The organism is Streptomyces sp. NPDC002181, from assembly GCF_042890485.1.
In the GTDB taxonomy this organism is placed as follows: Bacteria; Actinomycetota; Actinomycetes; order Streptomycetales; family Streptomycetaceae; genus Streptomyces.
The window spans coordinates 275,885-288,385 of sequence record NZ_JBIASC010000007.1 but is presented as its reverse complement, the minus strand read 5'-3'; the positions used below and the strand labels follow the sequence as shown (position 1 = coordinate 288,385).

The 12,501-nt window shown below is 72.1% G+C and carries 6 protein-coding genes; 2 read left to right on the top strand and 4 right to left on the bottom strand.

The genetic code is table 11. The features are described from left to right. Nucleotides 1–4: 4 nt before the first annotated feature. The 4 genes from ACFYXV_RS19945 to ACFYXV_RS19930 all read right to left on the bottom strand — a co-directional run bounded on the left by ACFYXV_RS19945 (nt 5) and on the right by ACFYXV_RS19930 (nt 9,667). Nucleotides 5–7,129 carry an SDR family NAD(P)-dependent oxidoreductase gene (locus ACFYXV_RS19945; RefSeq protein ID WP_389383632.1) on the bottom strand — a complete coding sequence of 2,375 codons (7,125 nt, stop codon included), beginning with the start codon at nt 7,127–7,129 and terminating at the stop codon, nt 5–7. A gap of 84 nt (nt 7,130–7,213) precedes the next feature. After that, nucleotides 7,214–8,101 (bottom strand): alpha/beta fold hydrolase, encoded by an 888-nt coding sequence (locus tag ACFYXV_RS19940; RefSeq protein ID WP_389383631.1) that lies wholly within the window; start codon nt 8,099–8,101, stop codon nt 7,214–7,216. After that, nucleotides 8,085–8,351: an acyl carrier protein gene (locus ACFYXV_RS19935; protein WP_132760294.1), complete on the bottom strand. Its 267-nt coding sequence runs from the start codon at nt 8,349–8,351 to the stop codon at nt 8,085–8,087. The genes ACFYXV_RS19940 and ACFYXV_RS19935 overlap by 17 nt, the downstream gene beginning before the upstream one ends. A 14-nt stretch (nt 8,352–8,365) precedes the next feature. Continuing rightward, nucleotides 8,366–9,667: an NAD(P)/FAD-dependent oxidoreductase gene (locus tag ACFYXV_RS19930; RefSeq protein WP_385470029.1), complete on the bottom strand. Its 1,302-nt coding sequence runs from the start codon at nt 9,665–9,667 to the stop codon at nt 8,366–8,368. 457 nt (nt 9,668–10,124) lie between these two features. Between ACFYXV_RS19930 and ACFYXV_RS19925 the strand changes: the two genes are divergently transcribed. Beyond that, nucleotides 10,125–10,535 carry a DUF3291 domain-containing protein gene (locus ACFYXV_RS19925; RefSeq protein ID WP_383347588.1) on the top strand — a complete coding sequence of 137 codons (411 nt, stop codon included), beginning with the start codon at nt 10,125–10,127 and terminating at the stop codon, nt 10,533–10,535. Further along, nucleotides 10,532–12,088, top strand: a complete 1,557-nt coding sequence (locus ACFYXV_RS19920; RefSeq protein ID WP_385470031.1) for an MFS transporter — start codon at nt 10,532–10,534, stop codon at nt 12,086–12,088. Before ACFYXV_RS19925 ends, ACFYXV_RS19920 begins: the two co-directional genes overlap by 4 nt. Nucleotides 12,089–12,501: the final 413 nt, after the last annotated feature.

Here is a 12,501-nt window from a genome sequence, read left to right as displayed (position 1 = left end):
GGGGTCAGACGGAGACGGGCGCCGTGCCGGTGCGCTCGATCGCCCCGAACTTGCCCTCCAGCTGCGGGTCTTCCACGAGCGAGACGCCGTCCAGCACCTGGAGCACACGGCCTTCGCGGTCGAGGGCGGTGACCGAGCAGGAGATGCCGCCCGGTCCGGCGACCACGTTTTCCACCGCGATCAGGAACTCCTGGTCGGCGGGGAGCTCCGCGTGGAAGCGGACGCTCGCGACCTCCATCGGCAGGCAGGCCCGGTTGCGGAAGCGCCGCACCCACACCAGCGCCGACTGGAGCAGCAGATCGGCCAGGACCGGGCTGTGGAACCGCCCGTGGTACGCGCCGCGCGCCGGCCGTCCGTCATCGAGCCGGGCGGCGAGCAGCAGCAACCGCTCCTCGGCGACGAGGACCGAGCGCAGGCCGCGGAGCGCGGGGCCGTGGAAGAGCGTGCCGTTCCGGTAGAAGGGGGCCGCGTCCGTGCGGGTCGCCTCACGGGCGGCCCGGGCGAGGTCCGTACGGTCCGCAGGTGCGGTGTGCGCGACCGAGGCGAGCCTGGCCCCGTACGAAGGCCTGCTCTGTCCGGCGTCGTCCACCGCGGAGGCCAGCACCTCGACCGAGTCGGGGCGGGTGGCCGGTCCGGGCTCGATGAACAGTCTCAGCCGCGAAGCCGCCGGGCCCTCGGCCGCGTCCATCACCAGGCCCTTGAAGACCTTGAACGCGGACACCTCGGTCACCGGCTCGCCCGTCACCCGCTCCGTCGCGTTGACCAGCGCGCCCAGCGCGGCGGTGGCGGGCAGCACCCGCTTGCCGTCGATCGCGTGGTCGGCGAGCACGGGCTCGGCGGCGATGTCGGCGAGCGTGCGGTCGATCAGCAGCGAAACCGGGGCGGAGGCGTCGGCCGAAGCCGGCGCGGACAGCGGTGTCAGCGGGCCGGCGACGATGACCGTGTCCTGGCCGCGCGCGGCCGTGAACTGCTCGGCGAACATGCCGGCACCGGTCGCGACCGGCACCAGCACCACACCGCGCGAGGCGAACATCGAGCGCAGGTCGTCGGTGACCATCCCGCCGTCCCACGCACCCCAGTTGACGGAGGTCACGCGGGCCGAAGGCAGCTCGTGCCTGAGGCGTACGGCGAGCCGGTTGAGGGCCTCGTTCGCCACGGCGTAGTCCGACTGGCCCCGGTTTCCGAAGAACCCGGCGACCGAGGAGAAGAACACCAGGTGGCGCAGGTCGGCCGTGCCGCGGAGCGCGTCCAGTACGTTGCCCAGGCCGACGATCTTCGTACCGAGGACGCGCTGGATCTCCTCCGGCGTCTTGTCGGAGATCAGCCGGTCGGCCAGGACGCCCGCGCCGTGCACGACGCCGGTGACGCGCGCCGCGTGCGGTGCGAGGGCGCCGCGGACCGCGGCGGCGTCGGTGATGTCGACCACCAGGTACTCGACGTCCGCGCCGGTCGCCCGCAGCCGGTCGAGGTTGTCCCGGACGTCACGGCTGCCGGTCACCTCGCGGTAGACCGCCTCGACCCCGCGCGGGGTGGGCTTCTCCCCCGCGCCGGTGATCCGCTTGACGATGGCGCCCTTGAGCGCCGCGCCCTCCAGGCCCCGGGCCCAGTCGGGCTCGGCGCCCACCTGGCTGCGTCCGAGGAGCAGCAGACCCGCGGGACGGGCCTCCACCAGCGCCAGGAGGCAGTCCGCGGTGATCCCGCGGGCGCCGCCCGTGACGACGAGGAGGTCCTGTGCGCCGATCTCCGGTACGGCCGTCACGTGGCCGGCGGGCGGCTCGGCGGACGGTACGACGGTCCGTCGTCCCTCCGCGTCGTGGCCCACGTCGGCGGTGTCGGTCGACACGTCGTGGATCTCGTCCAGGAAGCGGGTCACGGCGGTGCGGTCGTCCAGGCCGGGGGCGAGGTCGACGGTCCGGGTGAACAGGGACGGGACCTCGATGGCGAGGGTCTTGACGAGCCCGCTCACGCCACCCAGCAGGGCCGCCCCGCCGCCGCTGCCGCGGTAGCCGTTCGCCCCGTCCAGCCGGGTCACCGCGATGAACGCCGCCCTGCCTCCGGCCGCGGCCGCGGCCTTCAGGGGGGCCTGGGTGCGCTTGGCCACGAGGACGGTGTGCGCCAGGCGGCGGACCCCCTCGGTCCACTCCCGGCCGCCCTCGGCGGCCATCTGCACGACGAGGTCGAGCCGCTCGGCCGTGACGGTGGCGGCGAGTTCCTCCTCGTCCCAGGTACGGAGGGACCGGACGGAGTCGGCCCGCCCGGAGAACGCGGCGGCGCCGGGAAGTCCGAGGACGTCCACCCGCCAGCCGTCGGCGCTGAGCCCGTCGACCAGAGCGGGGGTCAGCTCCGAGCCGTCGTCCAGGACGAGCGCGGTCCGGCGCTCGGCATACGCCCCCACCAAGCGGCAGGGCGCCGGCAGCTCGCGTACGGCCGCGAAGGTCCGGCCCACGCCGTTCGCCTCGGGGTACGTGACGACGAGCGGGGCCTCCGCTGCGACGGGTGCCGTCACCGCGGCCGGGGAGGACGCCCCGGAGGCCTCGGCGAGGAAGCCGGCGATGTCGTCCAGGGTCCGCAGCTCGGCCATGCGCTCGGGATCCACGTCACCCGAGACCGGGAAACGCTCCTGCAACGCACCCATGATCTGAACCCGCTTGATCGAGTCGATCCCCAGATCCGCCTCGACGTCCATCCCGGGTTCGAGCATCTCCACCGGGTAGCCGGTCTTCTCCGCCACCACTTCGAGCAGCGCTTCGAGCACCGCCGCATCGACCTCGGCGGACGGAACGGGAGCGGCAGGGGCGGCAGGGGCGGCAGGGGCGGCAGCAGGAACCTCCGCCACCGGAGCCACCGACACCGGCTCAGCAGCCGGGGCGGGGGCGGATGCGCCGGAGGCCTCGGCGAGGAAGCCCGCGATGTCGTCCAGCGTCCTCAGCTCGGCCATGCGCTCCGGATCCACGTCACCCGACACCGGGAAACGCTCCTGCAACGCACCCATGATCTGAACCCGCTTGATCGAGTCGATCCCCAGATCCGCCTCGACGTCCATACCGGGCTCCAGCATCTCCACCGGATAACCCGTCTTCTCCGCCACCACCTCCAGCAGCGCTTCGAGCACCGCCGCATCCACCTCAGCCGACGGAACGGGAGCGGCAGCGGCAGCGGCAGCGGCAGCGGGGACGGCCTCGACCACCGGGGCGGCAGCCACCGGAGCAGGAGCGGACACGCCGGACGCCTCGGCGAGGAAACCGGCGATGTCGTCCAAGGTCCGCAGCTCGGCCATGCGCTCCGGATCCACGTCACCCGACACCGGGAAACGCTCCTGCAACGCACCCATGATCTGAACCCGCTTGATCGAGTCGATCCCCAGATCCGCCTCGACGTCCATCCCGGGTTCGAGCATCTCCACCGGGTAGCCGGTCTTCTCCGCCACCACCTCCAGCAGAGCCTCCAGCACCGCCGCATCCACCTCGGCGGGAGCAGCGGGAACGGCAGCAGGAACCTCCGCCACCGGAGCCACCGACACCGGCTCAGCAGCCGGGGCCGGTGCGGCAGCCGGGGCCGGTGCGGCAGCCGGGGCCGCAGCGGGGGTGGACGTACCCGACGCCTCGGCGAGGAAGCCGGCGATGTCGTCCAGGGTCCGCAGCTCGGCCATGCGCTCCGGATCCACGTCACCCGACACCGGGAAACGCTCCTGCAACGCACCCATGATCTGAACCCGCTTGATCGAGTCGATACCGAGGTCCGCCTCGACGTCCATACCGGGTTCGAGCATCTCCACCGGGTAGCCGGTCTTCTCCGCCACCACTTCGAGCAGCGCTTCGAGCACCGCCGCATCCACCTCGGCGGACGGAGCAGGCGCGGCAGGGGCGACAGCGGCGGCAGGTGCCTCCGCCACCGGAGCAGGAGCGGGGGCGGGGGCGGGGGCGGCCTCGGCCAGCGCGGCGGGGGCGGGGGCGGGCGCCGGGGTCTCCGTCGGCGGCTGTCCTTCTCCCCTCAGCGCCTCGATCAGAAGCTGCGTCGCCCGGTCGTGCGCCGTCGTGATCGAGGCGCCGTGCTGCTCGATGAGGCGCAGCGCCGCGTTCGCGTCGGGGTGGGCGCCGGAGCGGACCGACGCCTCAAGGGTCTTGACGGCCTCGCGGATCGTTGCGACGTGCGCGTCGAGGATCTCGGCCTGGAGGCCGAGCCCTTCGCGGGCGATCTCGCCGAGGCCCTCGGCCTCGGCGCCGGCCCCGGCCGGTACCGCCGCGGGCGCCGCCGTCGGCGCCGTCGCCGTCGCCGTCGGCAGGGACTCGGTTCCGGCCCGCGTGACGGGCTCGGCCAGGGACTCCTTGTACGCCGCGCGCCGGGCGTCGGTGACGTAGTTGATGCCGCGCAGCGGGATGGCCATGCCCTTGCCCGCCGGCGCCGCCACCACCGCGGCGGTGTGGTCGTCGAGGCCCGAGACCGGCAGGCCGAGCACGGCCAGTTCGATCGCGGCGTACTTGAGCGCGATCTCGCTGTCCTTGGCGGGGCCGCCGTCGACGGCCACGGTCACGACGCCCTCACGGCCTTCGAGGACCTTGTCCACGAGGTCCGAGAGGACCCGCTTGGGTCCGAACTCGACGAAGACGCGGAAGCCGTCGGCGTACATCTCCTCGATGCGGTCGGCGAAGGCGACCGGGCGCAGCAGCTGGTCGACGAGGGTGCGCCGGCCGGCCGCCGTGTCCGTGCCGTAGGACGCGCCCGGGGTGTTCGCGTACACGGGTATCCGGGGCGCGGACAGGTCGACGCTCTCGACGGCCGCGCGGAAGGTTTCGGCGGCGTGGGCGACGAACCGGGTGTGGAAGGCCGCGGAGACGGGGAGCCGCTTGGCGGGGATCTTTCCGCCGGAGGCGGCGTCCGCGACGAGACGGTCGATCTCGGCGGTCGGGCCGCCGACCACGATCTGGCCGGGCGCGTTGATGTTGCAGACGCTCACGTCCCGGTACCCGGCGATGAGGGCCTCGACGGCCTTCAGCTCGCCGCGCACCGCGGCCATGGCGCCGGGGTCGAAGTCGGCGGAGGCCTGTGCGGGCGGCGCCATCGCAAGGCCCCGGGCCCGGGCCAGCTCTGCGAATCCGGCGTCGTCCAGGGCCCCGGCCGCCCACAGCGCGGTCAGCTCGCCGAAGGAGTGGCCGATCACGCCCTCGGGGGCGAAGCCGAGCTCACGGAACCAGGCGAACTGGCCGGCGGACAGGGCGCCGATCGCGGGCTGCGCGAACTCGGTGCGCCGCAGCGTCTCCTCCTGGGCCTTTCGGGTGGCCTCGTCGAACGCGGGCGCCGGGAACACGACCCGGCCGAGGGTCAGGGTTCCGCCGGTGAGCCGGTTCGCCCGGTCGTACGCGGCGAGTACGGGCGGCACGGCGAGCGCCGCGCTGCGGCCCATGCCGGTGTACTGGCTGCCCTGGCCGGCGAAGACCGCGGCGGTCTTGGTGCCGGCGGGGAGAGCGGAGCGGCGGTAGGTGATGCCCTTGGGGTGCTGCCAGGCGTCCGCGCCGGGCTTGGCGCGCAGCAGCCCGACGGCGGTGGAGCGCAGTGCGTCGAACTCCTCGTCCGAGCGGGCCGCGATGCCGATGCGGGCGTCGCCCGCGGGGACCCAGCCGAGGGGGTCGGGGGCGGCGCCCTGCTCCAGGCGGCGGGCGAGGGCCTCGGGGTCGGCCGCGTGCCACAGGCCGGTGCGGGCCACGGGGCCGAGCACCTTGCCGCCGGCGGTGTCGTGCTCCTCCAGGACCATGTGGAAGTTGGTGCCGCCGAAGCCGAAGGAGGACACGGCCGCCCGGCGCTTGTCGCGGCCGGGGTCGGCGATCCAGGGGCGTGCCTGGGAGTTGACGTAGAAGGGGGTGTGCTCCGGGTCGACGGCCTTGCTGGGCTTCTCGACGTTGATGGTGGGCGGCAGGATCTTCTGGTGCAGGGAGAGCGCCAGCTTGATCAGCCCGGCCGCGCCCGCGGCCGCCTTGGTGTGTCCGATCTGGGACTTGACGCTGCCGATGGCGGCGTAGCCGCGCTCGTCCTGCTCCTCGGCGACGAAGGATCCGAGGGCGGACAGCTCGGTGTGGTCTCCGACGGCGGTGCCCGTGCCGTGTGCCTCGAAGAGCTCGATGGATCCGGGCGCGACGTCCGCGTCCTCGTACGCCCGGCGCAGGGCGAGCTGCTGGCCCTGGGCGCGCGGGGCGTAGATGCTCTTGAAGCGGCCGTCGCTGGAGGTTCCTATGCCGCGCAGGACGGAGTAGATGCGGTCGCCGTCGCGCTCGGCGTCGGCGAGGCGCTTGAGGGCGAGCATGCCGATGCCCTCGCCGATCAGGGTTCCGTCGGCGGATTCGTCGAAGGGCCTGATCATCTGGGTCTTGGAGAAGGCCGGGGTCTTGCTGAAGCACATGTACATGAGGATCGTGTTCTCGGCGTCGCAGCCGCCGGTGATCATCAGGTCGGCGCGGCCCTCGACCAGCTCGCTCACGGCGAGCTTGACCGCCGCGAGGGCGCTGGCGCAGGCCGCGTCCACGGTGCAGTTGGTTCCGCCGAGGTCGAAGCGGTTGGCGATGCGTCCGGCGACGACGTTGCCGAGCATGCCGGGGAAGGAGTTCTCCTCCCAGGGGATGTACGCCTTCTTGAAGCGCTCGGCGACCTCGTCCGCCTCGGCCTCGCTGAGGCCGACGCTGCGGACGACCTCCTTGAGGATGGGGGTCTGCAGGCGTGCGGAGAGCGGCTGGGTCAGGGAGTTGGCGCCGGTGACGCCGAGGATGACGCCGGTGCGCGAGGGGTCGTACCAGCCGGAGTTCTCGGTGCCGGCGTCGCGCAGGACGTCGCGTGCGACGGTCAGCGAGAGGAGCTGGAGGATGTCGGTGACCTCCAGCGTGTTGGGCGGCAGGCCGAATTCCATGGGGTTGAAGGCGATCTCGGGCAGGAATCCGCCGCGCCGGGCGTAGGTCTTGTCCTCGGCGGTGGGGTCCGGATCGTAGTAGTCGTCGAGGTTCCAGTGGCCGGCCGGAACGTCTTCTATGCAGTCGTTTCCTTCGACGATGTTGTGCCAGAACTCGCGCAGGTTGCGGGACTGGGGGAACAGGCCGGCCAACCCGACGATGGCGATGGGTGTCTCGGCCAGACGTGAGTGGTGCACGACGGTCCTCTCGTTCGAGTGCGGCGGGTGGGCGGGGCCTGATCCGACCTGATCGGCAAGACACCCCCAAGATCCACGGGTGTTTCAGACGACGGCCGAGCCGGCCAGCAGGCCGACGAGCGCGTTCACGGCCTCGGGGTCCCGAAGCATCGTGTAGTGGTCGCCGGGGACGTCCACCTGCCGTACGGGGTGGCTGCTGAGGCCGCTCCAGCCGAGGTCGCCCTCGGCTGGGAGCAGGGAGCGCTCCGGCTTGACGAGGGCGAGGGGCCGCTCCAGCGGGCCCGGCTCGTAGGGTGCGGTGCAGCGGTTGTTGCGGGACAGGCCGCCCTGGTAGGCGGCGTACAGCTTGCGCAGTCCGGCGAGTTCCGTGTCGGCCGGCAGGAGGCCCTGGGCGACGGCGGCGTCGAGGACCAGGTGCAGTCCGTCCTCGGGTACGGCGAGCGGCGGGATGCTCACGGTGAACGGACTGCGGCGCTTGGCGCCGAGGTACATCACGAACCAGTCGAGGAGCATCGCCGCGTCGAGCAGTTCGTCGGTGCGCTTGAAGGCGGGGACGGGTGCGATGCTGTCGAGCAGGACGAGGTCCCGCAGGAGCGCGCCCCGGCCGGTCGCGTCGAGGCGGGCGGCGATCTCGTAGGCCACGACTCCGCCGAAGGACCAGCCGGCCAGGGTGAACGGCCCGGTGTCGATCCGTGCCGCCGCCAGTTCGTCCAGGCAGCGGGCGGCCAGGTCCCCGATGGAGACGGCCGGCGCACGGGGGTCCAGGGCGGCGGTGAGGAACTCGGGGACGTTGCCCAGGTCGAGCAGGTGCAGGGCGGTGTCCGCGGGCAGGCGCGCGGCGAGCGTCTCCCACTCGGCGGCCGCCAGCGCGCCCGGGTGGACGGCGCAGATCCGGCGGCCGGCCGGGCCGTCCGCGTCCCGCAGGAGCCGCAGGACGGGACGGGCGGCGGTCGGGTCAGGCCGCGGCGACATTGCGCGCGCTCTCCTCGGCGATGTGCTCGGACAGCGCGGCCACGGTGGGGTGGTACCAGAGCGCGGTCGCCTCCAGCTCGAAGCCGAGCCACTTCTCCAGCTCGCCGGCGAGGATGAGGGCTTCGGTCGAGTCGAGGTCGAACTCGTCGAAGTAGCGGTCGACGTCGATGTCGGCGGGCTCGACGCCCAGCCGGACGGCCAGCTTCTCCACCAGCCAGGCCTGTGCTTCCACTGCGGTGACGGTCTGCATGGGACTGCCTCGATTCACTTCTTGACGGCGCGGGGGTTGATGTCGCGGTTGATGGACTCGGCGGCCTTGAGTCCGGAGACGAATCCGGCCTCGTGGGACCCGATCAGGTCGTGGCCGATCTTCGGGGAGTGGAAGTACGAGCCGGCGAGCTTGATCCGGCCGGTCTCGTTGACGTCGTAGATGGTGCGCTGCATCGTGCGGACGTCGAGATCGATGATCGGATGGGTGAAGGGCAGCTCGCGGATGACGAACTCGTCGCGCGGGACGATCGGGGAGTCGAGCGTGACGAAGTAGTCCTTGCTCGCCGTGAAGCCCTGGAGCGAGTTCATGTAGTACGCGACCCAGGTGCGGGTGCGGCCGCCGACCGTCTTGAGCCCGTAGTTCCAGCTCTGCCAGCGCTCGCGGTGGGGCGGCATGGCGGCGGGGTCGGTGTGCAGGACGGCGCTGGTGGAGCTGTAGCGGACCTTGCCCAGGATCTCGGCCTGGAGGGCGGTCGGCCCCTCCAGCATCGCGAGGGTCTGGTCGGCGTGGGAGGCGAGGACGGCGTAGTCGTAGCGCTCCTCGCCGTCGGCGGTGGCGACGACCACGCCGTCCGCCTCTTCGCGGACCCGGGTGACCGGGCTGGAGGTGCGCACCTTGCCGTTGATGCCGGCGACGACCCTGCGGACGTATTCGATGCTGCCGCCGGCGACGGTCTTCCAGGCGACGGTGCGTCCGCCGAGACCGCCGGGGTCGTGCGACATGAAGAAGGCGATGACGGTCGTCGCGGGCATTTCCCAGATGAGTTCGGCGGGGACCGACCAGACGGCGGTGGCGAGCAGCACCACGTAGCCGTACTTGAAGGCGTCGGAGTAGCCGCCCCGCCGGAGGTACTCGCCGAGCGCCATGTCGGTGCGCTTGCGGAGGAAGTCGCGCGGGGCCTCGCGGTGGAAGCGTTCGGCGTCCCGCCACAGGGTGAGGAAGTCGGCCGGATAGCGCCGGGCGATCTCCTCCTCGGAGAGTTCGAATTCAGCCGTCCCGTAGTCGAGGCCGCGGTCGAGGTCGAAGAAGTCGAAGCCGCCCGTGTGGTCGAGGGCGGGGGCGCCGATCTCCTCGAAGAAGGCCGTGATCTGCGGGTACGTACGGGAGTTGAACACCACGAAGGCGGTGTCGATGCCGATCGTGCGGCCGTCCTCCTCCTCGACCTCGACGGTCAGCGCGTGGCCGCCGGGCCGGTCGTCCTTCTCGTACACGGTGACTTCGACGTCGTCCGGCAGGTGGTGGGCGGCGGACAGTCCGGATATGCCGGCACCGACGACAGCGACTCGGGTGGTCATGGCAGGCAGCCCTTCGGCTCGAGCGTTGGTCATGGAACCGGTCGCGTTGCGCGACGGCGGCTGGAGCGCAGAGGGGTGACACCTCTGGTGGGGGCGGGACTTCGTGCTGTCGCCCGCGCGGCGACGGCGGTGGCGGGGCGCGAGACCCGGTGTGGGGATGGTGACGGCGGCGGCAGCGGTGGCGGGCCGGCACGGCTCGAAACGTAGGTGGGGCACCGCGCGGGGGTCAATCAGCGCATCACGGATGCCCGGGCGCCCATCGGGATGGCCGATGGCGCGGGGGGTCGCTGTCCGGATCCGCACTCGTTGCGCACAGGGCGGAATCGAGCCAACTGTTCCCACGATATGAAGTTCCTCCTTCCGCGCTGTCCGGATGCGCCGGCCGTCCGCCTCTTGTCAGAGGCGGGTCGTTCCGCCGTGGTCCTGCGTTGCATGCCGTAGTAGAGGAGAGAGCTCCATGCCCACCATTCCCTGGATGCCAGGGGCCGCCGCCGGAGCCGCGCCAGCCGACACCGGCCAGGCCGTGGTCATGGCGTCCAAGCTCCAGGTCACCTCCCTGCTCCACGTCCCCAAGTTCTTCCTGCTGTCGCTGGTGGTCTGGAAGCAGGTGCGTTCGGCGCCGGGGGTGATCGGTGCCTCGCTGCGGGCCGAGCCGATGAAGAAGACCTTCTGGACCCTGTCCGCGTGGTCGGACCAGGAGTCCCTCGACCGGTTCTCCCGCTCCGATCCGCACGCCCGGATCGTCGGCCGGCTGCGGAAGGTGATGGACCGTTCGGTGTTCGTCTTCTATCCGGCCGACCGCGACGAGCTGCCGGTGGCCTGGGACGACGCGGTGGCACGGCTGGTCGAGAAGGAGGGTGGCCGATGAGCACCGCTGTGGGCCGGACGCCGGCCGAGACGCCGGCCGAGGCGCCGGCGAAGCCGGTGATCGAACACGGCAGGCTGGTGCTGGCCGTCGCCTGTCTGGGACTGTTCATGTCCTTCATCGAGGTGACGGCCGCGATCTCGACCTTGCGCGCCCTCCAGGTGGACATGCAGGTCCCGCCCGCCGACCTGAGCTGGGTGTCGAGCACGTACACCCTGGTCGTGGCGGCCTGCGTGCTCTCGGGCGGGGCGCTCGGCGAACGCTTCGGCCGGCGCCGGGTGTTCGTCACCGGTGTGGTGGCGCTCGCCGCCGGTTCGCTCGTGGTCGCGACGGCGAGCGGTTTCGCGCAGGTGCTGGTGGGGCGGGCGATCAGCGGGATCGGCGGCGCGCTGGTGCTGCCGACGTCGCTGGCCATCATCACCACGACCTTCTTCGTCGACCTGCCGCGCATGCTGCGCTACATCACCATCTGGGTTTCCATGTCCGGGGTGGGTCTCGCGGTCGGGCCGCTGCTCGGCGGCGCACTGCTCGACCGCTTCGACTGGCCGGCCGTCTACCTCGTGAACACGCCGATCGCCGTGGTGACGGTGGCGCTGGCGCTGTACGCGGTGAAGGAGACCAAGGTCGCGGACCGGGCCCTCGACCTGGGCGGCCAGTTCCTGTCCGTCGTCGGCCTGGGCACCCTGGTGTACGGGATCGCCGTCGGCGGGCGGGCCGGGTACGACGACCCGGTGGTGGTGGCCTCGCTGGTGGTGGCGGCGGTGTCGCTGACCGCCCTGGTGCTGGTGGAGCGGCGGGCTCCCGTGCCGATGCTGGACGTCCGGATGATGGGCTCGCTGCGGGTCTCGGCCACGCTGGTGGTGTCGGCGAGCGCGCTGTTCACCTTCGTCGGCGTCATCTTCCTCGAAGTGATGTTCCTCCAGCGGGTCCAGGCGACCCCGCCGCTGGAGACGGGCTTGAAGCTGCTGCCCGCGATGGTCGCTTTCGTCCTGTCCACGCTGGTGGCCCAGCGGATCGCGGCGAAGGTGGGACCGGGCAGGCTGCTGGCCGCCGGATCCGTGATCACGGGCGCCGCCGCGGTCGTCCTGGTCGGGCAGCGGCCGGACAGCGCGTACGGAATCACGGCCCTGGGCCTGGCCCTGCTGGGTCTGGGCAGCGGTCTCGTCGTCGCGCCGTCCACGGCAGCCGCGTTCGCGGTGGTGCAGCCGGCCCAGATGGGCTCGGCCTCCAACGCGGTCACCGCTTTCCGGCAGGTCGGTTCGGTGCTCGCGACCGCGGTCCTGGGGTCGGTGCTCGCCGTACGGTTCATCGGCGTGCTCCCGGACCGGCTGGCGGCGGCGCACGTGCCCCAGCCGGTCGCGTCGGCGGTCGTCGAAGTGGCGCGCAGCGGCGGCAACGGCAGCGGCCGGTCCTCGGCCGCCGTGACCGAGGCCGTCAACGCCTCGTTCAACGCGGGCATCGGTACCGGAATGTGGGTGGTGGCGGGAGTGTCCGCGCTGGCGGCCGCCCTGTCCCTGGCATTCCTCTCCCGGAAGGAAAAGGGCGCCGGCGCCTGAGCCCGTCAAAAGGCGTCCGGAAAGGCTCCGGAAAGCTTCCGCAGGCGCTCCGGAAGAGCCCGGGAAGGTCTCCAGAACGGCCCCGGAAGGGCTCCGGAAGGGCTCCGGAACGGCTCCGGAACGGCTCCGGAAGGGCCCCGAAAGGGCTCCGGAAATCCTTCGCCAGGCACGAACCCGGCCCCATCGTTGCGGCTGCGGCACGGATGACGTGCCGCAGCCGCCTTCGCCGTTCAGGGGCCGGTTGCCGGATCGGAATTCCAGAAACCCGAATTCGGGAACGGCGATGCCCCGCAGATCCCCCGCAGAAAACCCTTTGCTCGGCGCCCCGAAAATGGTGTCATTAATCCAACGCGGAAAGCACACCGCGGGAAACCGGAAACAGAAGGGAGGTGCAGAGAAATGGACATCGTCAT